The organism is Geodermatophilus sp. SYSU D00700 (genome assembly GCF_054050255.1).
This window is the reverse complement of record NZ_JBJGZA010000003.1, coordinates 112,990-137,489: the sequence shown is the minus strand read 5'-3', so window position 1 is coordinate 137,489 and position 24,500 is coordinate 112,990. Positions and strand designations below refer to the sequence as shown.

At 77.1% G+C, this 24,500-nt stretch carries 28 protein-coding genes; 15 read left to right on the top strand and 13 right to left on the bottom strand.

The window, feature by feature from the left end; all coding sequences use genetic code 11:
• The first annotated feature begins 10 nt into the window (after positions 1-10).
• From ACI79V_RS03950 to ACI79V_RS03940, 3 genes are read left to right on the top strand one after another with little or no spacing between them, the layout of a single operon-like run.
• Positions 11-802: an aldolase/citrate lyase family protein gene (locus ACI79V_RS03950; protein WP_456887007.1), complete on the top strand. Its 792-nt coding sequence runs from the start codon at positions 11-13 to the stop codon at positions 800-802.
• Positions 799-1,656, top strand: a complete 858-nt coding sequence (locus ACI79V_RS03945) for an NAD-dependent epimerase/dehydratase family protein (protein ID WP_456887004.1) — start codon at positions 799-801, stop codon at positions 1,654-1,656. The genes ACI79V_RS03950 and ACI79V_RS03945 overlap by 4 nt, the downstream gene beginning before the upstream one ends.
• Entirely contained in the window at positions 1,653-2,405 is a 753-nt protein-coding gene (locus ACI79V_RS03940; protein WP_456887003.1) for a glycosyltransferase, read from the top strand. The genes ACI79V_RS03945 and ACI79V_RS03940 overlap by 4 nt, the downstream gene beginning before the upstream one ends.
• On the opposite strand, the gene ACI79V_RS03935 is transcribed toward ACI79V_RS03940, so the two are convergent.
• Positions 2,320-3,750: a hypothetical protein gene (locus ACI79V_RS03935; protein ID WP_456887001.1), complete on the bottom strand. Its 1,431-nt coding sequence runs from the start codon at positions 3,748-3,750 to the stop codon at positions 2,320-2,322. The genes ACI79V_RS03940 and ACI79V_RS03935 overlap by 86 nt on opposite strands.
• Before the next feature lie 65 nt (positions 3,751-3,815).
• Here ACI79V_RS03935 and ACI79V_RS03930 point away from each other — a divergent pair, with 65 nt between their 5' ends.
• The 3 genes from ACI79V_RS03930 to ACI79V_RS03920 all read left to right on the top strand — a co-directional run bounded on the left by ACI79V_RS03930 (position 3,816) and on the right by ACI79V_RS03920 (position 5,837).
• Positions 3,816-4,295, top strand: a complete 480-nt coding sequence (locus ACI79V_RS03930) for a very short patch repair endonuclease (RefSeq protein WP_456886999.1) — start codon at positions 3,816-3,818, stop codon at positions 4,293-4,295.
• Positions 4,296-4,586: 291 nt separating this feature from the next.
• A complete protein-coding gene (locus ACI79V_RS03925) occupies positions 4,587-4,847 on the top strand; it encodes a DUF222 domain-containing protein (protein ID WP_456886997.1) in 261 nt (86 codons plus the stop codon).
• A 78-nt stretch (positions 4,848-4,925) separates the two neighbouring features.
• Positions 4,926-5,837: an HNH endonuclease signature motif containing protein gene (locus tag ACI79V_RS03920; protein WP_456886995.1), complete on the top strand. Its 912-nt coding sequence runs from the start codon at positions 4,926-4,928 to the stop codon at positions 5,835-5,837.
• 60 nt (positions 5,838-5,897) lie between these two features.
• On the opposite strand, the gene ACI79V_RS03915 is transcribed toward ACI79V_RS03920, so the two are convergent.
• Both ACI79V_RS03915 and ACI79V_RS03910 read right to left on the bottom strand, forming a co-directional pair.
• A complete protein-coding gene (locus tag ACI79V_RS03915) occupies positions 5,898-6,284 on the bottom strand; it encodes a hypothetical protein (protein ID WP_456886993.1) in 387 nt (128 codons plus the stop codon).
• 88 nt (positions 6,285-6,372) lie between these two features.
• Positions 6,373-6,924, bottom strand: coding sequence for a DUF6328 family protein (locus ACI79V_RS03910; protein ID WP_456886991.1), 552 nt, complete (start codon positions 6,922-6,924; stop codon positions 6,373-6,375).
• Positions 6,925-7,094: 170 nt separating this feature from the next.
• On the opposite strand from ACI79V_RS03910, the gene ACI79V_RS03905 reads away from it, so the two are divergent.
• Both ACI79V_RS03905 and map read left to right on the top strand, forming a co-directional pair.
• Entirely contained in the window at positions 7,095-7,322 is a 228-nt protein-coding gene (locus ACI79V_RS03905) for a hypothetical protein (protein ID WP_456886989.1), read from the top strand.
• Positions 7,323-7,374: 52 nt separating this feature from the next.
• The gene (gene map / locus ACI79V_RS03900) at positions 7,375-8,157 is read left to right on the top strand and encodes a type I methionyl aminopeptidase (protein ID WP_456886987.1); all 783 of its coding nucleotides are present in this window, start codon (positions 7,375-7,377) and stop codon (positions 8,155-8,157) included.
• 7 nt (positions 8,158-8,164) lie between these two features.
• On the opposite strand, the gene ACI79V_RS03895 is transcribed toward map, so the two are convergent.
• From ACI79V_RS03895 to ACI79V_RS03875, 5 genes are all read right to left on the bottom strand, one after another.
• Complete coding sequence (locus ACI79V_RS03895; protein ID WP_456886985.1) at positions 8,165-9,355, bottom strand: FUSC family protein; 1,191 nt, start codon at positions 9,353-9,355, stop codon at positions 8,165-8,167.
• An 82-nt stretch (positions 9,356-9,437) separates the two neighbouring features.
• Positions 9,438-9,941: a PGPGW domain-containing protein gene (locus ACI79V_RS03890; RefSeq protein ID WP_456886983.1), complete on the bottom strand. Its 504-nt coding sequence runs from the start codon at positions 9,939-9,941 to the stop codon at positions 9,438-9,440.
• 43 nt (positions 9,942-9,984) lie between these two features.
• Positions 9,985-10,515, bottom strand: a complete 531-nt coding sequence (locus tag ACI79V_RS03885; RefSeq protein WP_456874610.1) for a hypothetical protein — start codon at positions 10,513-10,515, stop codon at positions 9,985-9,987.
• 116 nt (positions 10,516-10,631) lie between these two features.
• Positions 10,632-10,901: a DUF2277 domain-containing protein gene (locus ACI79V_RS03880; RefSeq protein WP_456874611.1), complete on the bottom strand. Its 270-nt coding sequence runs from the start codon at positions 10,899-10,901 to the stop codon at positions 10,632-10,634.
• A gap of 114 nt (positions 10,902-11,015) precedes the next feature.
• Positions 11,016-11,642, bottom strand: coding sequence for a hypothetical protein (locus ACI79V_RS03875; RefSeq protein ID WP_456886981.1), 627 nt, complete (start codon positions 11,640-11,642; stop codon positions 11,016-11,018).
• Between the two features lie 117 nt (positions 11,643-11,759).
• Here ACI79V_RS03875 and ACI79V_RS03870 point away from each other — a divergent pair, with 117 nt between their 5' ends.
• The 5 genes from ACI79V_RS03870 (at position 11,760) to eutC (ending at position 16,879) form a co-directional block, all read left to right on the top strand.
• A complete protein-coding gene (locus ACI79V_RS03870) occupies positions 11,760-12,158 on the top strand; it encodes a hypothetical protein (RefSeq protein ID WP_456886979.1) in 399 nt (132 codons plus the stop codon).
• 69 nt (positions 12,159-12,227) lie between these two features.
• Complete coding sequence (locus ACI79V_RS03865) at positions 12,228-13,109, top strand: SDR family NAD(P)-dependent oxidoreductase (RefSeq protein ID WP_456886977.1); 882 nt, start codon at positions 12,228-12,230, stop codon at positions 13,107-13,109.
• A gap of 112 nt (positions 13,110-13,221) precedes the next feature.
• Positions 13,222-14,688, top strand: a complete 1,467-nt coding sequence (eat, locus tag ACI79V_RS03860) for an ethanolamine permease (protein ID WP_456886975.1) — start codon at positions 13,222-13,224, stop codon at positions 14,686-14,688.
• Entirely contained in the window at positions 14,685-16,097 is a 1,413-nt protein-coding gene (locus tag ACI79V_RS03855) for an ethanolamine ammonia-lyase subunit EutB (RefSeq protein ID WP_456886973.1), read from the top strand. Before eat ends, ACI79V_RS03855 begins: the two co-directional genes overlap by 4 nt.
• Before the next feature lie 62 nt (positions 16,098-16,159).
• The gene (eutC, locus tag ACI79V_RS03850; RefSeq protein ID WP_456886971.1) at positions 16,160-16,879 is read left to right on the top strand and encodes an ethanolamine ammonia-lyase subunit EutC; all 720 of its coding nucleotides are present in this window, start codon (positions 16,160-16,162) and stop codon (positions 16,877-16,879) included.
• A 3-nt stretch (positions 16,880-16,882) separates the two neighbouring features.
• Here the strand turns inward: eutC and ACI79V_RS03845 are convergent, their stop codons facing one another.
• The 3 genes from ACI79V_RS03845 to ACI79V_RS03835 form a co-directional block, all read right to left on the bottom strand.
• Positions 16,883-17,278, bottom strand: coding sequence for a nuclear transport factor 2 family protein (locus ACI79V_RS03845; protein WP_456886967.1), 396 nt, complete (start codon positions 17,276-17,278; stop codon positions 16,883-16,885).
• Positions 17,279-17,412: 134 nt separating this feature from the next.
• Positions 17,413-18,714: a PP2C family protein-serine/threonine phosphatase gene (locus ACI79V_RS03840; protein ID WP_456886966.1), complete on the bottom strand. Its 1,302-nt coding sequence runs from the start codon at positions 18,712-18,714 to the stop codon at positions 17,413-17,415.
• Between the two features lie 29 nt (positions 18,715-18,743).
• Complete coding sequence (locus ACI79V_RS03835) at positions 18,744-19,007, bottom strand: hypothetical protein (RefSeq protein WP_456886964.1); 264 nt, start codon at positions 19,005-19,007, stop codon at positions 18,744-18,746.
• A 19-nt stretch (positions 19,008-19,026) separates the two neighbouring features.
• Between ACI79V_RS03835 and ACI79V_RS03830 the strand changes: the two genes are divergently transcribed.
• Together ACI79V_RS03830 and ACI79V_RS03825 are read left to right on the top strand one after the other, a co-directional pair.
• Positions 19,027-19,674, top strand: a complete 648-nt coding sequence (locus ACI79V_RS03830; RefSeq protein WP_456886962.1) for a hypothetical protein — start codon at positions 19,027-19,029, stop codon at positions 19,672-19,674.
• 96 nt (positions 19,675-19,770) lie between these two features.
• A complete protein-coding gene (locus ACI79V_RS03825; protein ID WP_456886960.1) occupies positions 19,771-20,109 on the top strand; it encodes a hypothetical protein in 339 nt (112 codons plus the stop codon).
• 18 nt (positions 20,110-20,127) lie between these two features.
• On the opposite strand, the gene cydC is transcribed toward ACI79V_RS03825, so the two are convergent.
• Together cydC and cydB are read right to left on the bottom strand one after the other, a co-directional pair.
• Positions 20,128-23,484: a thiol reductant ABC exporter subunit CydC gene (cydC, locus tag ACI79V_RS03820; protein ID WP_456886958.1), complete on the bottom strand. Its 3,357-nt coding sequence runs from the start codon at positions 23,482-23,484 to the stop codon at positions 20,128-20,130.
• Positions 23,481-24,488 (bottom strand): cytochrome d ubiquinol oxidase subunit II, encoded by a 1,008-nt coding sequence (gene cydB, locus ACI79V_RS03815; protein ID WP_456886956.1) that lies wholly within the window; start codon positions 24,486-24,488, stop codon positions 23,481-23,483. Before cydB ends, cydC begins: the two co-directional genes overlap by 4 nt.
• Positions 24,489-24,500: the final 12 nt, after the last annotated feature.

Below are 24,500 nucleotides of genomic sequence, written 5' to 3'. Positions count from 1 at the left end.
CTCACCTCTCGTGGACCTGTTCCTCTTCACCGTCGACCCCGCCTGGGGGCGGGACGTCGTCAGCGCCGGCGCGGCCGGCATCGTCGTCGACTGGGAGCGCCGCGGGAAGCACCGCCGGCAGGCCGGCGAGGGCACCCAGATCAACGCCGACACCCACGAGGACCTCGTCCGCGTGCGCGCGGCGACCGACGGGCGGCTGCTGTGCCGGGTCAACGCCGCGGGCCCGTGGACCGCGCGCGAGGTCGCCGACGCGGTCGCGGCCGGGGCCGACGAGGTGCTGCTGCCCATGGTGCGCACCCCCGAGGAGGTCGACCGCGCGCTGGACCTGGTCGCCGGTCGCTGCGGGCTGGGGATCCTGGTCGAGACGCAGGACGCCGTCGAGCGGGTCGCCGAGCTGGCCGCGCGGCCGCTGTCGCGCCTCTACGTCGGGCTCAACGACCTGCGCATCGACCGGCGCTCGACCGAGCTGTTCCGGCCGCTGGTCGACGGCACGGTCGACGCCGTCCGCGCCGCGGTGCCGGTGCCCTTCGGCGTCGGCGGGCTGACCCTGCCCGGCGGCGGGTTTCCGGTGCCCGGGGACCTGCTGGCCGCGGAGCTGGTCCGGCTGGGCACCGACTTCACCTTCCTCCGCCGCTCGTTCACCGCCGACATGGCCGGGCGCGACCCGTTCACCGAGGTGCCGCGGCTGCTCGCCTCGCTGGAGGTCATGGCCGCCGCCGGCCCACTCACCGCGGCCGGGCGGCGGGCCGCGTTCGTGGCGGCCGTGGAGGACGCCGCCGCGCCCGTGCCCGTCCCCGCGTGAGCGGCCGGGCGCTGGTCACCGGGGCGGGCGGCTTCGTCGGCCGGCACCTGGTGGCCCGGCTGCGGGCCGACGGCTGGGCGGTCACCGGGCTGACCCGCGCCGAGGTCGACCTCGCCGACCCGGTCGCCGCCGCCGCGGCGGTGCGCGCCGCCGATCCCGACGTCGTCTTCTCCCTCGCCGCCGGGCGGGCCAAGGCCACCGCCGCCGAGCGGGTCGCCACCGTGGCCGTCAACACCAGCCCCTGGCTGGTCGACGCGCTGCCCGACCGCTGCCGCGCGGTCGTGCGGCTCGGCTCCTCGACCGAGTACGCGGCCGGTCCGGCGCCGCTGGCGGAGGATGCGCCGCTGCGGCCGCGCGGCTTCTTCGGCGCCACCAAGGCGGCCGGCTCGCTGCTGCTGCAGGCCGCCGCCGCCGAGCGGGGGGTGCGCGCCGCGGTGCTGCGGGCCTTCCAGGTCTACGGCCCCGGCGACCACCCGACCCGGCTGGTGCCGGTGGTGCTCGGCGCCGCCCGCACCGGCGCGACGGTGCCGCTCCCGGCCGGGCTGAGCCGCCGCGACTGGGTGTGGGTCGGCGACGTCGTCGACGCCTGCGTCCGGGCGGCACTGGCCGACGACCTCCCGGCCGGGGCGGTGGTCAACGTCGGCACGGGGGTGCAGACGGACGTCGCCGGGCTGGTCGCGACCGCCGAGCGGGTCACCGGCCGGCCGATCGCCACCGCGCCGGGCGCCCACCCGGGCCGCGACTGGGACACCGCCGACTGGGTGTGCGACCCGCGGGCGGCCCGTGCGCTGCTGGGGTGGACGCCGCAGGTCGACCTGGCCGAGGGGGTGGCGCGCACGTGGGCCGCGGCGTGAGCTCCCCGCGCGTCGCCGTCGTCGTCCCCGTGTACGGCAACGAGGCCACCCTGCGGCCGCTGCACACCCGGCTGGCCGCGGCGCTGGACGGGCGGGACTGGGTGCTGCGGCTGGTCGTCGACGCGTCACCCGACGCCAGCCTGGCGGTCGCGCGGGAGCTGGCGACCGCCGACCCGCGGGTGCGGGTCACCGCGCTGGCGGTCAACGCCGGCCAGCACCGGGCGCTGGCCACCGGGCTGGCCGCCGAGGACGCCGACGCGTGGGTGTGCCTCGACGCCGACCTGCAGGACCCGCCCGAGGCGGTGCCCGTGCTGCTCGACCGGCTGGCCCGGGGCGATGTCGGCGCGGTCTTCGCCGGCCGCCGGGGCCGCTACGAGTCGCCGGTGCGGCGGCTGACCGGCGGGCTCCACCGGCGGGTCGCGGCCGCGCTCACCGGCCTGCCGCCCGACGCCGGCGCCTTCCTCACGCTCGGGCCCGCGGTGCGCGACGCCGTCGTGTCCGCGGTGCTGGACGGGCGGGCCCCAAGTGTCGTCCTCGCCGCGGGCCTGGCCGGGGTGCCGCTGACCAGCGTGCCCGTCGCCCGCGACCGGCGGCCGGTGGGGGAGTCGGCGTGGACCTCCCGCGCCCGGCTGCGCCAGTCGCTGCGGTCGCTGGCGTGGGCGGTCAGCGGGTCCAGAGCTGCACGACCAGGTCGGTCTTCACCGCCGGCAGGTCCCAGGTCCGCGTCAGCGACAGCCCGGCGTCGCTGAGGACCGCGTCGTCGTCGGTGGGCACCGGCTCGCCGTCGACCAGTCGCCGGACCAGCCACACCCGGTCGGCGTCGGCAGGGGCGTCGTCGGGCGGCAGGACGACGTCGAGGCGCAGCCGCGGGCCCTGGGTGCGGACGAAGTGGTCGAGCCCCATCGCCGCCCGCTGGTCGGCGGCCACCACCGGCTCGCCGGAGCGCTGCTCGCGCAGCAGCAGGGCGACGGCGTCGTCGGAGCGCTCCCGCGGCTCGCGGACGGCCAGCGGCGCGCTGGCCAGGAGGGACAGGCCGAGCAGGGTCGCGGCCACCGGCGTCCGCGCGCCGCGGGGCAGCGCGGTGACACCTGCGGCGGCGAGCACGCCGAGGCCGATCAGCCCGGCCAGTAGGTAGCGCGGCAGGTACACCGGGCGGACGGTCTCGGCGGCCAGCAGGAGCAGCAGCGGCACCAGCACCCAGCAGACGCCGACGACGCGCACCCCGGCACCGCGCAGCGCGCCGACCACGGCCAGGCCGACGGTGAGGTACAGCAGCGGCGTTCGGCCGCCGGCCCAGGCCTCGACGGCGAGGTCGGCCAGGGTGCCGCCGGTGTCGCGCAGGTGCTCGGCGTTGCGCGACCCCGTCCCGTTGAGCAGGTTGACGCCCACCAGGGCTCCCACGGGCAGGGCCGCGAGCGTGCCGACGGCGGCGACCCTCGTGGCAGCCCGTCCGCGCAGCAGCAGCGCCGCGACGACGAACGCGGCGAGGACGGTGACGGCGTACCAGTGCATGAGGCCCATCCCCGCGCCGGCCAGGCCGAACAGCAGCAGGCCGCGGCCCTCCTGCAGCCAGCGGACTACGCCGAGCAGCGCCCCGCCGGTGGCCAGCACCGCGAGCCCGTAGCTGCGGGCCTCGACGGCCTGCTCGAGCAGCAGCGGGGCGCAGGCGGGCACCAGCCCGGCCAGCACGCCGGTGGCCCGCCCGGCCAGCCGGGTGACCGCGCGCGTGACGAGCGCCAGGCCGCCGGCGGTGGCGAGCACCGACAGGACCCGCAGCGAGGTGTCGCTGCCCAGGCCGGGCAGCGACACCCAGGCGTGCACGACGAGGTAGTAGGGCGCGTTGTACGACGGCGGGACGTCGGCGAGGTAGCTGGTGACGCCCTCGCCGGTGGCGATCGCGCGCACGATGTCGGCCAGCGGACGGCGGGCGACCTCGGCGGTGAACGCCTCGTCGAACCACAGCCCGTGGCCGGGGGCGAGGAGGACCGCGCAGAGGAGCGCGAGCACCACCGGGGGGACCAGCTCGACCGGCGACCAGCGCGGCGGTGCGGGCACCCGTGGCGCCTCGAGCGTCCGATCGGCCGTCGCGGTCACGGAGAGGAAGGGTAGGCGAACCTCACCTGCCGGTCGGTGTCGGTGCGGGCGTGCAGCATGGCCGGGTGTCGACGGCAGGCCCTGGTCCCGCCCCGCCGCCGTCGTCCGATGTGGTGGCCGCGCGCTTCCGGCGGCAGGGGAGGCGCGACACCCGGCACGAGCTCGCCGTCCGCCGACGGCTGCACGCGCGGGGCATCCGCTTCCGTGTGGACGTGCGGCCGTGCCGGGAGACGCGGGCACGGGGCGACATCGTGTGGAAGGGCCGCCGGCTGGTCGTCTTCCTCGACGGCTGTTTCTGGCACGGCTGCCCGACCTGCGGCCACCTGCCGAAGGCCAACCGGGCGTGGTGGGCGGCCAAGCTGGCCGGCAACGTGGCCCGCGACCGCCGCGCCGACGCCGTCCTCACCGGGCTGGGCTGGCGGGTGCTGCGGTTCTGGGAGCACGAGGACCCCGACGACGTCGCCGACGCGATCTGTGCGGTGCTCGGTCGGCCCATCGGCATCGGTGCTGGTCAGGGTCGCGTTTCTGTCGTACCCACGCCGTAGGTTCGGTGTCGTGGAGGAGGTCGCGGAGCACCGGTCGCCGGTGGAGCAGGCGCTGCTCGCCGCGGTGATCGCGACGCCCGCGCCGTTGCGCCGGCTGCCGGTGACGTTGTTGTCGCGGGATCAGAAGGCGGCGGAGCTGCAACGGGTCACTCAGCTGGAGGCCATGACCGCCGCGTACAAGGCGGAACTGGTGCTGGGCCTGGCCGACGACTCTCCCGATGACCTGGATCCCGCGCCCGGCACTCCCGGCGCGCGCACGGGTTCGTGGGCGCCGGACACCGAGCTGCCGGGGTGTCGGAGTTCTTCACCGCCGAGCTGGCGGTGGTGCTCAACTGCGGCCGCGGCACCGCCAACCACCTGGCCCACCGGGCGTGGGTGTACCGGGAGCGCCTGCCCGCCACCTGGGCGGCGCTGGCCGCCGGCGCCCTGGACGAGGCCCGCGCCAAGGCGCTGGTCGACGTGCTCGAGCACGCCCCGGCGGGGATCGCCCGGCGGATCGAGGCGGCGCTGCTGCCCGCGGCCGCCCAGTCGACGGTGGGCCGGCTCAAGTAGCGCGCGCTGGCGCTGCTGCTCGACCTCGACGGCGACGCCGTCGGCCGGCGCAAGCAGCAGGCCCGCCGCCGCGCGGACGTGCGAGTCGACCCCTCGCCGCTGGAGGGGATGGCCACGCTGGCCGCCGACCTGCCCGCCGAGGTCGCCGCGGCCTGCCACGCGCTGGTCGACTCTCTCGCCGGGATGCTCAAGGCCGACGGTGATGAGCGGCCGAGCGGGGAGCTGCGCACGGTGGTGTTCGCCGACCTGATCCAGCGCCCGTGGGAGACCGGCCCGGCGGTGACCGCGCAGCTGACCATCATCACCACCCTCGCCGCCCTCGCCGGCCGCTCGGCGGAGGCCGGGCAGGTCAACGGGCTGCCCATCACCGCCGCGCACCTGCGCGACCTGCTGCGCGAGCTGGACGCGCTCGAGGTGCGGGCGCCGGAGGGTGGGTCGGTGACGGTGGCGCTCACCGACGCCGACGGCACCCTGCGCGCCACCGGCACGCTGGACCGGCTGCGCCGGCTGGCCGCCCGCGGCTGCCCGGACCACCCCGACCCCGCCGACGAGCCGGACAGCGGGTGCGGGTGCCGGTGCGGGTGCGCGGTGCTCGACCGGCCCGAGCAGGTGAACCGTTACGCGCCCTCCGCGGTGCAGCAGGCGTTCGTGCGCACCCGCGACCGCGCCTGCCGGTTCCCCACCTGCGGCCAGCGGGTCGGCTGGGCCGACGCCGACCACGTCATCCCGCACGCCTGCGGCGGAGCGACCGACTGCGCCAACCTGTGCTGCCTGTGCCGGAGCCACCACCGGCTCAAGACCTTCGCCCGCGGCTGGCGCTTCACCATGAGCGATGACGGCACCCTCACCGTCACCACACCCTCGGGCGTCACCCGCACCACCCGCCCACCGGGCGTGCGACCACCACCGCCACCAGCGGCCGCACCCGAGCCACCACCGAAGGACGCCGGACCACCAGCCGGTGACCCGGACGACCCACCTCCGTTCTGAGGCGGGTCCTCCTCGCGCGCACAAGCCGAGGACTCCGGCCCGCTGCGGATCACCCCGTGGTCAGCGGAGGGACGGCCACGCGCGGGCGACGAGGAACACGCGGAGAGCGCCGAGCACCACGGGCCCCGGCAGGGCGAAGCCGAACCAGAACACGGCCTCGACCGCCAGCAGGGCGACGTTCAGCACGCCACCCTTCCGCGAGCCGTTCCACAGCATGACCGCCGTCCAGGACACCAGCAGGCACACGCCGAGGAAGGTGAGGAGCAGCCAGGTGAGGGCGTCCGCGGCGAGTCGCGACGACCACGGCCCGCCGTACACCGGGAACAGCCCAAACAGGGAGGGGAGGGCCTGGCTCCGGGCCAGGACGACGACGACCGGGATGACCGGGAGCCCGAACCCGGCGGCGCACACCCAGGTCACCACGGCCGCCGCCCGGGCACTGCTCATGCGGACCTCCACCCACCACCGGCCGCCGTCCCCGAGGACGCCGGGCGTGCCGGAGGAGACCCGCAAGGCGGCCCGGGGCGACGCCGGGTCACTCCTCGGCGCTGCCTCCACGGGCACGCTGCACCAGCGGGCTGGCGATCCACAGCCACCCGAGCAGCGCCGCCATCACTCCGCCGGTGATGAGCGCCTGGGGCAGGGCGAAGAGGAAGTCGATGACGAGCACCACCGCCGCGACGATCGCCACGGCCAGCACGCTCAGACCCAGGACGGCGAAGCGGTTGCTCCGCCGCAGCAGGTCCTCCTTGTCGTGCTGCCGGAACAGCGCGCGGTGCTGGGCTGCCGGGGCGATGAGCAGGGCGGTGGCGACCACGACAGCCACCAGGGTCACGAAGTAGAGGTCGCGCTGGAAGTCCGTCGCCCGGCCCGTGGCCTGCTGAAAGGGCACCACCAGCAGGAAGGCGAACAGGAACTGCACGCCGGGCAGTGCTACGCGCAGCTCGTTGAGCAGCTCCATGAGCTCCCGGTCCACCCGTTCGGCGTGGGTCTCACGCCGCTCGCCGTCACCGGCGTACGCGTCCCCGCCCGCCGGGCCCGGCCGCGTGTCCCGCCCTGCCCGCTGTCCCGAACCCGTGGTGGCCATCTGCCCGGCTCCTCCTCGACCCGCCGCGGACCCCCTGGGCCCTCGCCCCGCCGCGCGATCCGGTCTGTATGCCCAGGAGACACCTCCTCGTCACCTGCCGTCCACCCTGCGGTCACCCCTCCGGGCGGCAGATGGGTACCGGACGGGGCATGACGTCGATGTGGGAACCGATGACGCCCAACTCGAGCGGTCCGCCCGACGAGATCGCGGCCGCCGACCCCGGCGCCGGCGGGCCGGCGCCCGCCGAGGGCTTCGGCATCGGCGGGGAGGAACCCGACCGATCCGCGGAGACCGACGGTCCCGACCCGACCCGCACGCAGGCACCTGACGTCGACCGGGTGGACACCGTCTTCCGGACGCCGGACCCCGCCGACGTCCGCCGCGACCCCGCCGGCTGACACCCGTCGCCGCCACCACGGACGTCCGGGAGAGGTCTCGTACCGTCGGGGTGTGGACCTGCTCCTGCTGCCCTCCCGTACCGCCGACGAACTCGACGCCATGCGCGACGCCGGACGGGTGGTGGCGCAGACGCTCGAGGCGGTGCGGGCGGCGGCGGTCCCCGGCGTCAAGCTGCGTGACCTCGACGACCTGGCGCAGACCTGCATCCGCGAGGCCGGCGCGACGTCGTCGTTCCTCGGCTACAAGCCGGCCTGGGCGCCGACGGCCTACAACGGCGCGCTGTGCCTGTCGCCGAACGAGGTCGTGGTGCACGGCCGGCCCAGCGGCCAGCGGCTCAAGGACGGCGACCTGCTGAGCATCGACTGCGGTGCCGTGGTCGACGGCTGGAACGGCGACGCGGCGATCACCGTGCGGATCGGGTCGGGCGGGACGGGGGAGGACGCCCGCCTGGTGGCCGCGACCGAGGAGGCGCTGGCGGCCGGGATCGCGGCGTCGGTCCCCGGCGCCACGCTGCTCGACGTCGCCCAGGCCATCGACGCCGTCGCCCGCCGGCACGGGTTCGCCCACCTGCCCGACCACGGCGGACACGGCATCGGCCGCTCGATGCACGAGCCGCCGTTCGTGCCCAACCGCCCGCAGACCGGGCTGGACCGGGTGCGGCTGCACGCCGGCAGCACGCTGGCGATCGAGCCGATGCTGCTGGCCGGCGGCGAGCGCTACCGGCACAAGAAGGACGGCTGGGCAGTCGTGACCGCCGACGGCCGGCGCGCCGCCCACGTCGAGCACACCGTGGCGGTCACCGACGACGGGCCGGTCGTCCTCACCCGACCCTGACCCACGGTCAGCGGCGCCGGCGCCGCGCCACCGCCCGGCGGACGGCGCGCCGCTGCGCCCCGGCCAGCGGCGGCGGGGCCCAGGAGGCCGACGGCGGGCGCAGCGCGCTGCCCAGCTCCACCCGCAGCAGGTCCACGGCGTCGAGCAGGGTGCCGTGCTGCGACCAGGCGGCCGGGTCCGCCCGGGGGTCGACCAGGAGGGCCTCGGCCAGCCGGCTCCGCAGCTCGAGCTGCGCGGCGAGCCGGGCGGCGTCCATGCCGGAGGCCGGTGCGGTGCCCGCGGCCACGGCGCCGGCCTCGCGCAGGGTCGTCGCGACAGTGACCAGCACGTCGGCCAGCGCCTCCCGTGCGGCCGGCGACCAGGCCCGGTCGGCCTCGTCCTCGGGCAGGAAGTAGGTGCGGTCCAGCAGCACCCGGGCGAGGTTGCGCAGGGTGACGTGGATGCGCTCGAGGGCGGTGAGGGTGTTGCGCAGCCGCGGCTGGGCCTCGCGGGCCGTCCGTCCCCGCGGGTTGAGGCGGGCGCTCTCCTCGGTGCGGTCGAGCCGGCGGTCGGCCCGGGCGACCTCCGTCCCGAGCCCGCGGGCGCGGTCCAGGAACTCGGCGGTGAGCCGGCGCGACCACGGGCCGCGCAGCGCGGCCGCCAGGTCCTCGCAGTAGGCGGCCATGCGCTCGGCCAGCTCGGCGATCGCGTCGCCGGCCGGCTGGACGTAGAGCGGCGGGGCGACGAGCACGTTCACCAGCACACCGACCGCCGCGCCGATGAGCGTCTCCCAGATGCGGCCCAGCGCCGCGTCCTCCGCACCGCCCACCGCCAGCACGAGCATCGCGCTGATCGGCACCTCGGCCAGGTGGGGACCGAGCCGCAGGAGCCGGCCGACGAGCAGCGAGAGCGCGACGACCAGCCCGAGGCTCCACCAGGTCAGCCCGACCACGGCGGCGAACAGCACCGCGATCAGGACGCCGGCGGTGACGCTCGCGATCCGCTCCCAGCCGGTCGCCACCGTCTCGTAGAGGGTCAGCTGCACGACCAGCAGCGCGGTGAGCGGCGCCAGGATCGGCGAGCTGGTGGTGTCCAGCCAGGAGGCGATCTGGAACGCCAGCACCGCGGCCAGCACGGTCTTCGCGGTGCGCAGGCCGGGGGTCCGCCCGCGCCGCACCAGCCGGGACAGCCGGGCGGGGAGGGCGCGCGGTCCGGCCACGGGTTCCAGTCTCAGGGCCGCACGGGCCCGGACGCGCGCCGGCCGCCGTCCGCGGGGTGCGGACGGCGGCCGGGAGTGCGGGTCAGCCCAGGCCCAGTGCGCTGCTCGCCCGGTCGACGAGCTGGAAGTGGCCCACCGCCCAGAACACCAGCGCGGCGGCGGCGAGGCCGCCGATGGTCACCGCCAGGGAGCTCACCGGGTGCTGCTTCGCGTGCCGCCACGCGGCGACCGCCTTGCGCCGGAACGTGACGAAGATGCGCCGCGCCCACTCGAACTCCGTGGACCACACCCACAGCCCGACCAGGACCGGCGGGATGGTCAGCGGGCCGGGCAGCACCGTGAGCGCCAGGCCGAGCAGCACGAACAGGAGGCCGGCGACGAAGACGGCGATCCGGTAGGGCAGCGCCAGCGCCGGGTTGCGCCGGACCCGGTCGCGCCACGACCCCGGCTCGACCGGGCGCGGTTGGCCCAGCCCGTCGGTGCAGTCGGGGCAGCGGGTGGCCCCCGCCGGTCCGCCGCCGTGCCGCCGGTCCTCCGCGACCCGGTTGCCGGTGACGGTCACGCTGCGCGTGTCGGTGCGGTCCACGGTTCCTCGCTGGGTCGTCGGGTGGGTGCGCTCTCGGGTGCGGTCAGCGGGAGACGCCGCGCAGGACCTCGCTGGGCCGCTGCTGCTCACCGGCGTAGGAGCTCACCCACACCAGGGCGCCGGTCAGCGCCGGGATGACCCACTGCAGCGTCTGCAGCTGCTCCTGGGCTGCGGCGATCTCGGCCTTGGTGCGCTTGGTCGGCTTGGTGCCCGACTTCGCCGAGGGGTTGCTCTGGCTGTTGACGACCATGCCCAGCGAGCGGCTGTAGGCGGTGGCGCCCAGGGCCGCAGCGGTGAGCAGCGTCTTGGCCGCCGACATCGTCGCCACGCCCTCCTGCTTGGCGACGCGGCCGCGGTTGCCGAGCAGCTGGCCGACGCTGCCGACGAGGTGGGCGCCGATCGCGACGGCGTTCACCGGCGTCCAGCGGTTCCAGCCCTCGTTGGCGACCCGGCCGGTGTCCTTGCCGGCCTCGCCGGCGGCGGCGTTGAGGGCGACGGCGTTGGCCAGCGTTCCGCCGAACCAGGCGGACAGGCCGAGGTCGTGCAGCGCGCGGGACAGGGTGTTGCGGGCCATGACTTGACTCCTGTCGTCGGGGAAGCGGAGTTCCCGACCTACCCGTTCCGACCCGCGCCATGCCCGGGGGCGGCGGTCGATCGTGCACGACCCGCTGGGGCGTCAGGTGCCCGGCGTCAGGTGCCGTAGCGGAGCGCGGCGCGGGCGCGGGCCTTCTCCGCCTCGACGGCGCGGTCCTTCGGGGGCGCCGTCGTGACCAGGGAGTCGAGCAGCCGGGCCGAGGCGGCGGCCACCTCGGCGACGGCGCGGTCGAAGGCCTCGGCGTTGGCCCGCGAGGGCTTCGTCGCACCGCTGATCTTGCGCACGTACTGCAGCGCCGCGGCGTGGACCTCGTCGTCGGTGGCCGGCGGCTCGAAGTTCGACAGCGGACGGATGTTCCGGCACATGCGGCGGAGCGTAGAGAAAGGACCCTCCTGCCCCCCACCGCTCGCGAGCTCGCGGCGGGCCCCTGCAGGAGGGCCGCCGCGGGGCCGGCTCGCGTCCGGCCCCGCGGTCGGCGCTCAGATCCCGTAGCCCGCGCGGTCGACCCGGCGGTGGTAGCGGGTGCCGAGCTTGCCGCCGAGCAGCGCCCCGACCAGCGTCGCGACCAGGATCGCGGCCAGGGTGACGATGCCGGCGGTGGTCGCGGTGCCCTCGTCGACCGGGATGCGCGGCAGGTTCAGCTGCTGCAGCACGTTGTACTCGGCGCCGAAGGCGATCCCGAGGACGGCGAGCAGCACGACGACCAGCAGGCCGATCAGCCACACCGCCAGCCCCTGGCGCACCCCGCTGAAGCGCGCCATCCGCCCGGCGACGTAGCCACCGGCGAGGTAGGCGAGGAAGAGCACCACCAGGGCGGCGATCGCGCCGCCGAGGCCGATGCCGGCGGCCTGGTCGGTGGCCTCGCCGACGCTGTCGACGCCCTGCGCGAGGCCCAGCCCCACCCCGGCCGCCGACACCAGGGCGATCAGGATCACGGCCAGCCCGTTGGCCGACAGCCAGCCGAAGAACGCCGCGCCCCACTTGATCCCGCCGAAGCGGTCGCGCTGCGCGGCGACGGCGTCGCGGGCCGGGCCGCGGGTGGCGTGCGCCCCCTCGCCGGTCATCGTCGCGTCGTGGTCGTACTGGGTACGGTCGTTGGTCGCCACCCGGTCCTCCTCGTCTCGTGGGCGGCCCGTCGGGACCGCCTCGCTGACCTGCGGGTACCCGGCGGTGATCACCGCGAACCGGAGCCCCGCCGCGTTCACCCGACAGGAGGCCGCGCCGTGACGGTCCTGCTCGTCGACGCGGCCAACGTCGTCGGCGCGCGCCCCGACGGCTGGTGGCGGGACCGGGCCGGTGCCACCGTCCGGCTGCTGCGGCGGCTCGCCGGGGTGCCCGGCCGGCGGGTCGACGGGGCGCTGGTCGAGGAGGTGGTGGTCGTCGTCGAGGGCGCCGCCCGCGACGTCCCGGCGCCCGACGGCGTCCGCATGGTCCGCGCGGCCGGCAGCGGTGACGACGCGCTGGCGCGCACCGCCGCCGACCTGGCCGACGAGGGCCGGGCGGTGCTCGCGGTGACCGCCGACCGCGGCCTGCGCGCCCGGCTGCCGGAGGGGACGGCGGTCACCGGCCCGGGCCGACTGCTCGATGTGCTCGATCGCATGGCGGACAACGGATCGGGGTAGGCGCTCCCGGTCCGTCCGCGCCGGGCCCGTCCACCTCCCCGGCAACCCGAGCCGAGGAGACGTCGCCGCATGCCGCAAACCGTGCTGATCACCGGGGCCTCGAGCGGCATCGGCCGCGCCACCGCCCGCCTGTTCGCCCAGCGCGGCGCGCACCTGGTCCTGCTGGCCCGCGGGCGGGAGGCGCTGGAGGAGACCGCGACCGAGGTGAAGGCGGAGGGCGCGGCCGACGTCGTCGTCTGCCCGGCCGACGTGCTCGACGAGGACGCGCTGCGCACCGCCGTCGACGGCACGGTCGCCCGCTTCGGCAGCCTCGACGTGGTCGTGCACTCCGCCGCGGTGGTGGCCTACGGGCGACTCGAGGAGCTACCCAAGGAGGTGTTCGAGCGGGTCGTCGACACCACGCTGCACGGCACCGGCAACCTCGCCCGGGTGGTGCTGCCGGTGTTCCGCCGTCAGGGCGCCGGCCACCTGGTGGTCGTGAGCTCGCTGCTGGCGTCGGTGACCACCCCGTTCATGGGCAGCTACACCACCGCGAAGTGGGGTCAGCTGGCGATGGTCCGGACACTGCAGCAGGAGACCCGGGACGTCCCGGGCATCTCGGTCTCCGCCGTGGCACCGGGTGGGGTCAACACGCCGATCTACTCGCAGGCCGGCAGCTACATCGGGCTCAAGGGCCGCCCGCCGATCCCGATCTACTCGCCGGAGCGGGTGGCCCGCTCGGTCGTGGCCCGGCTGGACCGGCCGCGGCGGCTGGTCCAGTCCGGCTTCGCCAACCCGGTCGTCATCCTCGGCTTCCGGCTGTTCCCCGCGCTCTACGACGCGCTCGTCGGCCCGCTGCTGCGGGTGTTCGCCCTCGCCGACGACGACCGGACCCCGCCGACGGCGGGCAACGTCTTCGAGTCCAGGCCGGAGGGCAACGCGACCAGCGGGCGGTGGCACGGGATCCCGTGAGGCCGGCTGCGTGAACGGCACGTTCCGTTCCGTCGCACCCCGTTGACCCGGCACCCGGCGCGGGACCAGGCTGGCGCTCCCCGCCGACGGCGGGCCGACGTCGGGAGCGCCCATGACCGCCGATCCCACCGCCCGTCCCACTCCGGCCCGGCCGGCCCACGGAGGAGTCGAGGCCGAGCGGGTCGACGCCGGCTACCACGAGCGGCGCCGGCTGCGCACCGGGACCGCGGGCTGGCTGCTGCTGGCCGGCCTCGGCGTCTCGGCGGTCATCTCCGGTGACTACGCCGGCTGGAACTTCGGCCTGGGGGAGGGCGGCTTCGGCGGCCTGCTGATCGCCACCGTGCTCATGGCGGTCATGTACACCGCCATGGTGTTCGGGCTGGCCGAGCTGGGCTCGGCGCTGCCGACCGCCGGTGGCGGCTACACCTTCGCCCGGCGCGCCCTGGGCCCCTGGGGCGGCTACGCCACCGGCGTCGCGGTGCTCATCGAGTACGCCATCGCACCGGCGGCGATCGCCACGTTCATCGGCGCCTACGTCGAGTCCCTCGGGCTGTTCGGGATCACCGACGGCTGGTGGGTCTACCTCGTGGTCTACGCGCTGTTCATCGGCATCCACCTGATGGGCGTCGGCGAGGCGCTCAAGGCGATGTTCGCCGTCACCGTCGTCGCGCTCGCCGGGCTGGTGGTCTTCCTGGTCGGCGCCATCCCGCAGTTCGACGCGGGCAACCTGCTCGACATCGCGCCCACCGACGCGGCCGGCGCCTCGTCCTTCCTGCCGTACGGGCTGATGGGTATCTGGGCGGCGTTCCCGTTCGCGATCTGGTTCTTCCTCGCCGTCGAGAGCGTGCCGCTGGCCGCCGAGGAGGCCCGCGACCCGGCCCGGTCGATGCCGCGCGGGATCGTCGCGGCCATGGGCGTGCTGGTCGTGCTCGCCGTCCTCATGCTGGTGTTCACCCCCGGCGCGGCGGGGTCCGAGGCGATCGCCGGCTCGGGCAACCCGCCGGTCGACGCGCTCGCGGGCGCCGGCGCCTCCGAGGGGCTGACCCGGGTGGTCAACTACGCTGGCCTGTTCGGGCTGGTGGCCAGCTTCTTCTCGATCATCTACGCGTACTCGCGGCAGACCTTCGCGCTCTCCCGCGCCGGGTACCTGCCCCGGGCGCTGTCGGTGACCAACTCCCGCCGGGCGCCGGTGCTGGCGCTGCTCGTCCCCGGCGCCATCGGCTTCGTGCTCTCGCTCACCGGCCAGGGCGCGATGCTGCTCAACATGGCCGTCTTCGGGGCGACGGTCTCCTACGTGCTGATGATGGTCAGCCACATCGTGCTGCGCCGCCGCGAACCGGGCCTCCCGCGGCCGTATCGGACCCCGGGCGGCACGGCGACCACCGGCGTCGCGCTGGTGCTGGCGGCCGCCGCGGTGGTGGCCACCTTCCTCGTCGACGTCAAGGCCGCGCTGTGGACGCTCGCGGCCTACGTCGTCTTCCTCGCCTGGTTCGCCCTCTACAGCCGGCACCACCTGGTGGCCTCGGCGCCGGAGGAGGAGTTCGAGCTGCTCGCCGAGGCCGAGGACGACGTCCGGTGAGACGGCGGGCCACCCTCGGCGGGCACACCTACGAGTTCCCGTCGCTGGTGGAGCTGATGGCGAAGGCGACGCCGTCGCGCTCGGGGGACGTGCTCGCCGGGTGCGCCGCGGAGTCGGCGGAGGAGCGGGTGGCCGCGCAGACGGTGCTGGCCGACCTGCCGCTGGCCACCTTCCTCGACGAGCAGGTGGTCGGCTACGACGAGGACGACGTCACCCGGCTGGTGCTCGACACCCACGACGCCGCCGCCTTCGCCCCGGTCGCGTCGCTGACGGTGGGGGAGTTCCGCGACCGGCTGCTGGCCTGGACGGCGGCCGGCGACGAGGCGGCGATCAGCGCGCTCGCGCCCGGGCTGACGCCGGAGATGGTCGCCGCGACGTCGAAGCTGATGCGCACCGCCGACCTGGTCGCCGTCGCCCGGCGGACGCGGGTGGTCACCGGGCTGCGCAGCACGATCGGCCTGCCCGGGCGGCTGGCGTCGCGGCTGCAGCCCAACCACCCGACCGACGACCCGGTCGGGGTCACCGCCTCGATCCTCGACGGGCTGCTGCACGGCTCCGGCGACGCCGTCATCGGGATCAACCCGGCCACCGACTCGCCGGCCCGCACCGTGGCGCTGCTCGAGCTGGTCGACGCGGTCATCAGCCGCTACGACATCCCCACCCAGTCGTGCGTGCTCGCCCACGTGACCACCACGCTGCGCGCGCTGGAGCAGGGCGCGCCGGTGGACCTGGTGTTCCAGTCGGTGGCCGGCACGCAGGAGGCCAACCGCGGCTTCGGGGTCACCCTCGACCTGCTCGCCGAGGCCCGCGCCGGGGCGCTCGCGCTGGGCCGCGGCACGGTCGGCGACAACGTCACCTACTTCGAGACCGGGCAGGGGTCGGCGCTGTCGGCGGGCGCCCACCTCGGGATCGGCGGGCGGCGGGTGGACCAGCAGACGCTGGAGGCCCGCGCCTACGGCGTCGCGCGGCACTTCGAGCCGCTGCTGGTCAACACCGTCGTCGGGTTCATCGGCCCGGAGTACCTCTACGACGGCAAGCAGGTGCTGCGCGCCGGCCTGGAGGACCACTTCTGCGGCAAGCTGCTCGGCCTGCCGATGGGCGTGGACGTCTGCTACACCAACCACGCCGAGGTCGACGGCGACGACACCGACACGCTGACGCTGCTGCTCGGGGCGGCCGGCTGCTCGTTCGTCATCGCCGTCCCGGGCGCCGACGACGTGATGCTGCACTACCAGTCGCTGTCGTTCTCCGACGTCCTCACCGCGCGCCAGGTGCTGGGGCTGCGGCCGGCGCCGGAGTTCGAGGCGTGGCTGGCCCGGATGGACCTGCTCGACGACGGCGGCAGGGTGCGCGAGCTGGCCCCCGACGCGCCCGCCGCCCGCGCCCTGCTCGCGGCGGCGACCCCGTGACCGAGAACAGCCTTTACCGCGACAAAGGCACCCAGGAGAGCCTTGATCGCGACAATGGCACCGTGGTCGGGGACGACCCGTGGTCGGTGCTGCGGTCGGCGACCCGCGCGCGGGTGGCGCTCGGCCGCGCCGGGGACGCGCTGCCCACCGCCCGCGAGCTGGAGTTCCGCGCCGCGCACGCCGCCGCCCGCGACGCCGTCCACTCGCCGCTCGACGTCGACGCGCTGCGGACCGACCTCGGCGGCGAGGTGCTCGTCGTCGCCTCGGCCGCGCCGGACCGGGCCACCTACCTGCAGCGTCCCGACCTCGGCCGGCGGCTCGCCGAGGGGACGGCGCTGCCGCGGGCCGACGCCGACCTGGCGGTCGTGCTGGCCGACGGGCTCTCGCCCCGCGCGGTGCAGGCGCACGGGCCCGGCCTGGTCGCCGCGCTGCGCGACCGGCTGCCCGGCTGGACGCTCGCGCCGCCGGTCGTGGCCACCCAGGCGCGGGTGGCCCTCGGCGACGCGGTGGGCGAGGCCCTCGGCGCCCGCGCGGTCGTGGTGCTGATCGGCGAGCGGCCGGGGCTGTCGTCGGCGGACTCGCTCGGCGTCTACCTCACCTGGGACCCGCGGCCGGGACGGGTGGACGCCGAGCGCAACTGCGTCTCGAACGTCCGCCCACCCCACGGGCTGTCCTACGCGCAGGCCGCCGACACCGTCGCCGCCCTGCTGTCGGCCGCGCGGGAACTGGGGGCGTCGGGCGTCGCGCTCAAGGACGAGGGGCCGGCGCTCCCCTCCGGCTGAAGATCAGGCGTAGAACGCGTTCACCGCGGCCTGGTCGGTGTGCGCCTCCTGGAACTCGGCGACGCGACCGTCCTCGTCGTAGCGGAACAGGTGGGCGGCGACCACGTCGATGTCCCGGTCCCCGCGGTGGGCGGTGAGCCGCACGACCGCGACGCCGTCGGTGTCGTCGGCGAAGGTCGCCCGCACCTCGGCCCGGAAGCTGCCCTCGGTGATCTCGAACAGCCGGCCGAAGAGGGCGAAGACCTCGTCGACGCCGGTGTAGCGGCCCGACAGTGCGTTGTCCCCGGGCTCGTGCCAGCGGATGTCCGGTCGCCACAGCTCCCGGAGGCGGTCGAGGTCACCCTTGCCGAAGGCCTCGTAGCCCTCGCGCATGCGGATCAGGTTGGGGTGGTCGGACACGGTGCGCTCCCTCCCGAGGACGGTCCCCCGTGACGGCGCGAGCAGTGTCGGCCCGGCGGGGGAGCGGGAGGAGGGGCCGGCGCGCGGCCCGGTGTGGCGGTGGCGCTGCGTCCGCCGGGGCGTCCGGGGAGTCGTCAGCGGCTGTCGGAGCCCGTGGGGCTGGCCTCCGGGATGTCGGGCGCCAGTTCGTCGTCGCGCGGCGGTGCCTTCCACTCCACGAGCAGCAGGGTGGCGTCGTCACTGGTGCGGCCGGCCCGGGCGGCCATCAGCGCGTGGGAGAGGCGGCGCACGGTCTCGGGGGCGGCCAGGCCCTCGGACGTGGTCGCCTCGATCAGCTCCCGCAGCCGGGCCTCGCCGAACTGCTCACCGCCGTCGAGGCGCTCCTCGACGACGCCGTCGGTGAAGAACAGCACCCGGTCGCCGGGTTCGAGCCCGACGGTGTGCACCTCGGGGTCCGCGCTGCCGAAGCCGATCGGCCGGCTGGCCCGGCCGGTGAGCTCGCCGACGACCCGGCCGCCGCGCACCCACAGCGCCGGGTGGTGCCCGGCGTTGACCCAGCTCAGCTCGCCGGTCTCGGTGTCCAGCCGGCCGATCTGCCCGGTGGCGAACCGGCCGGGGAAGAGCTGGCCGACGACCCGGTCCATCTCGGCGTAGGTCTCGGTCAGGGACAGGTCGCGGCGGCGGCCGTGCCGGTAGCCGGCGAGGACGACGGAGGCCAGCGCCGCGGTGAGGCCGTGGCCCATGGCGTCGAAGACGGCGAGGTGCAGCACGTGCTCGTCGAGCGCGTAGTCGAAGCTGTCGCCGCCGACCTCGTAGGCCGGCTCGAGGATGCCCGACAGGTCGACGTCGGGGGTGGTCATCGACAGCGGCGGGAGGCTCTGCCACTGCAGCTGCGCGGCCAGCGTCATCGGCTGCCGGGTGCGGACGCGGGCGAAGGTGTCGGTGTAGGCGTCCTTGGTGACCAGCAGGTCCGCGACCAGTCCGGCGGCGCGCTGCGCCAGCCGCCGGTCGGCCTCGGTCGGCGCCCGGAGCACCAGGGACAGCACGCCGACCCGGTCGGAGCCGTCGAGCATCGGCAGGTGCAGCCGGACTCGGCCGTCCGCGAGCGGCTCGTCGACCATCCGGTCGCCGGCGAACGCGGCGCCGGCCGGGCCGTCGGCGATGGGGACGGGTTTGCCCGACAGGCCGGGCCCGGTCAGGGGGTGCAGGTCGACCTGGTCGATGTCCTGCAGCAGGATCGCGACCTCCTCGGCGCCGGCGCGGTGCAGCTCCTGCGCGACCAGCGGGCCGACCAGCCGCGGCGGGATCAGGTGGGCGCGGTCGAGCAGCGCGCCGAGCAGCCGCTCGCCGACGCTCTCGACCGCCGGGTGCCGGCCCTCGACGTCGCGCAGGGCCCGGTACGCCCCGCCTCCGTCGCTCGCCCCGTCCTTGGCCACCCGCTGGGCATGACCGGGCCTCCGACGGGTCAAACGCGGTGGGACCGGAACCGGATCCGGGGGAACCGGCGGCGCGGCGGTGCCTCGACCGGGCCGGGCGGCTCGTCGCCGGGCCCGCCGTCCCCCACGGCCGCCGCGGCAGCGGCGTGCCGCTCGTGCAGCCGGGCACGGACGTCCTCGGGGGTGTGCGCCCGGCGCTGGCGCTCGTCCCGGGCCAGCACCGCGCCGGTGGCCGCGACCCCGGCCAGCCCGGCGAGGCCGAGCAGCTTCCACGTCCGCCTGGGTACCCGCACGGTCGCCTAACGTAGCCGCGTGTCCCGGCCCCGCGCGCTCTCCCTCGACGAGGCGGTCGAGCTCACCCGGACCGGCGACGTCTGGGTGTTCCGCGGCGCCTCGGTGGCCGACCGGGCGATCCGGGCGCTGACCAACGCGCCGGTCAACCACGTGGGCATGGCCGTCGTCCTCGAGGACCTCCCGCCGCTGCTGTGGCACGCCGAGCTCGGCCGCTCGCTGCCCGACGCCTGGACCGGGCAGCACCAGCGCGGCGTCCAGCTGCACGACCTGCGCGACGCCGTCCGCACCTGGCGGCAGCGCTACGGCCAGCGCGCCTGGCTGCGGCAGCTGGTCGGCCCGGCCGACGACGGCGGGGTGACCCGGGAGATGGAGGACGCCGTCCTGCGGACCGTCGCGCGGTTCGACGGCCGGCCGTTCCCGACCACCCGCGGGCTGGTCGGCGGCTGGCTCAACGGGCGGCTGCGCCGGGGCACCGCCGCCGAGACGGTGTTCTGCGCCGAGCTGGTGGCCGCCACCTACACCGCGATGGGCCTGCTGCCGGCCGACCGGCCGCGCAACTGGTACGACCCGGGCAGCTTCTGGTCCGGCGACGACCTGCGGCTGCTGCAGGGCGCCACGCTCGGCCCGGAGATCCCGGTCGAGGTCCCGGTCGAGGTCCCGCGCTGACCCGGTATCAGCCCGGAACTGTCACACCTCAGGGGTAGGCAGGACCTCACAGGAGACAGCTGGACCGAGCACGGGGAACCGCCCAGGAGGCTCGCCATGGCCACCGCCACCCTCGCCGTCCACACCGCCGCCCCGGTGACGCCGGTGTCCCCGGTCGCCCCGATCGTCGCGCCGGAGCGCTCCCGCCTGGCCGGTGACCTGCTCGCCGTCGCCTGGGAGCCCGGCGCCGCCCCGCCGCGCGAGATCCGCGTACGGCCCGAGCTGCTCGACCGCCTGCACGGCCAGCTGCGCCCGGCCGGGCTCGCCGCCGGCCTGCTCGGGGAACCCGCCGGGCTGCCCGTGGTCGCCGACCCGCTGCTGCCCCGCAGCCCCGGCTTCGAGGTGCGCCGGGTCCCGCCGGGCGGCCCGCTCCGCCCGCGCGCGATGGCGGCCTGACCGATCCCGCCCCGTCCCTCAGGCGGGCACGGCCTCCCGCGCGCCGAGGTCGAGGACCGTGTCACCGGGCCGCTCGACGGCGTCGTCGTGGGTCACGCAGACCACCACCCGCCCGGCCAGCGCCTGCCGGAGGTCGGCCACCAGCACGGCGGCGGTCGGCGGGTCGAGGTGGGCGGTCGGCTCGTCGAGCAGGACGACGTCGCGGTCGGCCAGGAGGGCGCGGGCCGCGGCCAGCCGGCGCCGCTCGCCGCCCGACACTGCCGTGCCGCCGGCGCCGACCTGGGTGTCGAGGCCCTCGGGCAGCCCGGCCAGCAGCGGCCCGAGGCCGGCCGCGGTGAGCGCGGCGGTCATCCGCGCCGCGCCGTCGGCGCCGGCCAGCTCCCCGCGCGGGGCGGCCAGCGCGAGGTTCGCCCGGATGGTCGAGGCGAACACGTGCGCCTCCTGCGGCAGCCACGCCGTCCGCGCCCGGACCGCGTCGCCGGTGAGCGTCGCGGTGTCGGCGCCGCCCAGCGTGTAGCTGCCGCCGCGCGGGCGCAGCGCCGCGAGGAGCACCGCGACGAGGGTCGACTTGCCGGCGCCCGAGGGGCCGCGGACCACCAGCCAGCCGTCGTCGGCGCCGGCCCGCGCGGTCAGCCCGCGCAGCACGTCGGGCCCCCCGGGCCAGCCGGCGGTCAGGCCGGTGACGACGAGGTCGCGCACCGGGGCCGGAGCCGGCCGCGGGGCGGCGGGGTCGGCGGGCACCGGGGCGGTGAGGACGGCGTCGAGGCGGGCGCGGGCGTCGGCCAGCGCGCCGCGCCGCTGCAGCGCGGGAACCAGGCCGGTGAGCGGCTCGGCCAGCGCCAGCGGCGCGAGGCCCAGCACCGCCACCGCCGGGCCGGGCAGCCCGGCGCCCGCGCCGACGGCGGTGGCGAGCACCGCGGCGAGGCCCGTGCCGAGCACGACCAGCCCGCTGCCGAGTGCGCCGGCCCGGGCGCCGGTGGCCGCGGCGGCCGAGCGGCGGGCGGCGACGGCGGCGAGGTCGGCGGCGGTCGCGGCGGCGAGACCGTGCGCGCGCAGGTCGGCCGCGCCCTCCAGCGCCGTGGTGACCTCGCGCAGCGCGGCGACCCGCAGCGTGCCCTCCGCGCGGGCGGCACCGGCGTCGACGCGGCGGTGCGCCAGCACCACGAGCGCGGCGGTGGCGGCCAGCACCAGCGCGGCGGCGCCCGCGGCGGCCGGGGAGACCAGCGCCAGCGCAGCGAGGGTGAGCGCCGGGACGGTGGTGGCGACCAGCGCCGGCGGGACCACCCGGACCGAGAGGTCCTGCACCAGCCCGACGTCGCCGACGACCCGGGCCAGCGCGCTGCCCGGCGTCCGGTCGGCGGCCACGCCCTGCGCGGCCAGCGCACGCCACACCCGCACCCGCAGGTCGGCGGCCATGCGCAGGGCGGCGTCGTGCGCGGTCAGCCGCTCGACCCAGCGCAGCACCGCGCGGCCGAGGCCGAACGCGCGGACGCCGACGATGGCGACCAGCAGCGTGAGGATCGGGGGCATCTCCGCCGCGCGGACGATGAGCCAGCCCGAGACGGCGGTCAGTGCGACGCCGGCGCCGGCCGAGGCCGTGCCCGCCGCGATCGCCCGCAGCAGCGCCCGGCGCGGCCAGCCGAGCGCCGTCGTCGTGCTGCTGCTCCCTTCCTTCGCGAGATCGGCGCTCTCGTGGCCATCGGGCGCCGACCGCCACGAGACCGCCGATCTCGCGGGAAGGGGCGATGCCACAGCGGGGACGGCGGCACCGGGCAGCGACACCGTGCGGTCGGCGAGCGCGGCCAGCGCGGGGTCGTGCGTGACCAGCAGGACGGTGACCGTGCCGCGCAGGCCGGCCAGGACGGCGGCGACGCGGGCGGCCGAGGCCTCGTCGAGGTGCGCGGTGGGCTCGTCGGCCAGCAGCAGCCGGGCGCCGCGGCGGACCCGCACCAGCGCCCGGGCCAGCGCCACGCGCTGCAGCTCGCCGGGGGAGAGGGTGGCGCAGTCGCGGCCGGCGAGGTCGCCCGCGCCCACCCGCTCCAGCGCCTCGACGACGAACGCCTCGGCGACGACGGCGTCCGGGCCGGGCGAGGGCGCGGCGTGCCGGCGCAGCTCGTCGGCGACCGTCGGCGCCGTCGTCCGCGGGTGCTGGGCGACCAGCGCGACGCCGCCGGCCGGCACCCCGGTGACGGTGCCGGCGACGTCGGCGGCCGGGTCGAGGGCACCGGTGAGCGCGGCGAGCAGCGTCGACTTGCCCGAGCCGCTGGGGCCGCGCAGCACGACCAGCTCGCCGGGGCGCAGCACGAGGTCGGTGGGCGGCAGCGCGGGCACCGCCCGGCCGGGGTGGCGCACGGTCAGCCCGGTGACGGCGACGTCGGCGCCGCGGGGGTCGCCGCCGTCCGGCTCGGGAGCGGCCGGCGGGACCGGCGCCGCGAGCACCGCGCGGGCCTCGGCGGCGGCCAGCGTGGCGGCCTCGCCGGCGTGGTGGGCGGTGCCCAGGGCGCGCAGCGGCGCGAAGGCCTCCGGGGCGAGCAGCAGCGCGGTCAGGCCGACGGCGAGGTCGAGGTCGCCGTGCACCAGCCGCAGGCCCACGGTGACCGCGACCAGCGCGACCGACAGCGTGGCGATCAGCTCGAGGACCAGCGCGGAGAGGAAGGCCAGGCGCAGCGTGGCCAGGGTCCGCCGGCGCGCGGCCTCGCCCAGCTCGGCGAGCGCGGCCACCTGCTCGGCGGCCCGCCCGAGGCCCACCAGCACCGGCAGCCCGCGGACCAGCTCGGCGACGTGCGCGGCCAGCCGGTCCAGCGCTCGCGCGGCGCTGGTGGTGCCGTCGCGGGTGGCCAGCCCGACCAGCGCGAGGAACAGCGGCACCAGCGGCAGGGTGACCGCGACCAGGCCCGCGGACAGCAGGTCGGTGGCGGCGAGCACGACCAGCAGCACCGGCGGCACGAGCGCCGCCTGCGCGAGGGCGGGCAGGTAGCCGGCCAGGCCGGGCGCGAGGTCGGCCAGCCGCGTGGTGGCCAGCACCGCGGCGGGTGCCGGACCGCCCGCGGCGGCGACCGCGGCCGGCGAGGCGGCCAGCCGGTCGAGCAGTGCGCGGCGCAGCGCGTCCTCGGCGCGGCGGGCGTCGCGGGCGGCGGCCCGCTCGCCGAGAGCCCCGGCGACCGCGCGCACCACCGCGCCGGCCGCGGCCAGCGCCAGCGGGCCGGTCACCGCGCCGTCGGCGTATCCCGCGGCGCGGGAGACGGCGTGCGCCAGGCCGGCGGCGAGCAGCACCAGCCCCGCCGTCGACACCAGCGCGGCGGCCGCCGCCCGGGCCAGCGCGCCGGGCAGCCCCGGCACGCCGGCCAGCGGCGCGAGCGGCCCCCGCGAGGTCACGCGGCCACCGCCTCGTGCTCCGGCTCGGCGGTGAGCCGCTTCCGGAACACCCAGTAGGTCCAGGCCTGGTAGGCCAGCACCACCGGCAGCCCGACCGCGGCCACCCAGGTCATCACGGTGAGCGTGTAGTCGCTGACCGAGGCCGCCGCGATGGTCACGTCGAACGCCGGGTCGACCGTCGAGGGCAGCACCACCGGGTAGGCCGCGCCGAACAGCGTGGCCGCCGAGGCCAGCAGCACGGTGGCCCAGCCCGCGAAGGCCTGGCCCTCGCGGTCGAGCCGCACCCGGGTCCAGGTGACGACGACGGCGAGCGCCGCCACCAGCCACAGCACCGCGGTGACCGCCGTGCCCGAGCGCAGCTGCACCAGGCCGGCCCAGGCCAGCAGCGGCAGCGCGGCCACCGGCGACCAGCGCAGCGCGAACGCCCGCGCCCGCAGCCGCACCGGGCCGTCGGTCTTGAGCGCGAGGAACAGCGCGCCGTGCACCAGCGAGAAGCCGAGCACCGCCGCCGCGCCGAGCAGCGACGACCAGCCCAGGCCCGCGAACGCGCCGCCGACCCGGGTGCCGTCGGCGTCGATCGGCAGGCCCAGCGTGGTGGCGCCCAGCGCCGCACCGACGCCGGCCGCGGCCACCAGCGAGCCGTCGGTGATGACGCGGGTCCAGGCGGCGTCCCAGCGCGGGTCGTGCGAGGAGTGCCGCCACTCGAAGGCCACCGCCCGCACGATCAGGCCGAGCAGCACCACGACGAAGGGCAGGTACAGCGCCGGCAGCCAGGTGGCGTACCAGCCGGGGAAGGCGGCGAACACCGCGCCGGCGGCGGTGATCAGCCAGACCTCGTTGCCGTCCCACACCGGGCCGATGGTGCGCAGCATGAGGTGCCGGTCGGCGGTCCGCCGCCCGAGCACCGGCAGCAGCGCCGCGACGCCGAAGTCGAAGCCCTCGAGCAGCAGGAAGCCGGTCCACAGCACCGCCACGGCGGCGAACCAGAGGGTCTGCAGGTCCATGGTCGGGTGCTC

Coding starts and splice junctions, on each gene's coding strand:
- ACI79V_RS03865 (WP_456886977.1), top strand. CDS start 12,228: ATGCCGCAAACCGTGCTGATCACCGGGGCCTCGAGCGGCATCGGCCGC.
- ACI79V_RS03905 (WP_456886989.1), top strand. CDS start 7,095: ATGACGCCCAACTCGAGCGGTCCGCCCGACGAGATCGCGGCCGCCGAC.
- ACI79V_RS03885 (WP_456874610.1), bottom strand. CDS start 10,515: ATGGCCCGCAACACCCTGTCCCGCGCGCTGCACGACCTCGGCCTGTCC.
- ACI79V_RS03910 (WP_456886991.1), bottom strand. CDS start 6,924: ATGGCCACCACGGGTTCGGGACAGCGGGCAGGGCGGGACACGCGGCCG.
- ACI79V_RS03915 (WP_456886993.1), bottom strand. CDS start 6,284: ATGAGCAGTGCCCGGGCGGCGGCCGTGGTGACCTGGGTGTGCGCCGCC.
- ACI79V_RS03880 (WP_456874611.1), bottom strand. CDS start 10,901: ATGTGCCGGAACATCCGTCCGCTGTCGAACTTCGAGCCGCCGGCCACC.
- cydB (WP_456886956.1), bottom strand. CDS start 24,488: ATGGACCTGCAGACCCTCTGGTTCGCCGCCGTGGCGGTGCTGTGGACC.
- eat (WP_456886975.1), top strand. CDS start 13,222: ATGACCGCCGATCCCACCGCCCGTCCCACTCCGGCCCGGCCGGCCCAC.
- ACI79V_RS03825 (WP_456886960.1), top strand. CDS start 19,771: ATGGCCACCGCCACCCTCGCCGTCCACACCGCCGCCCCGGTGACGCCG.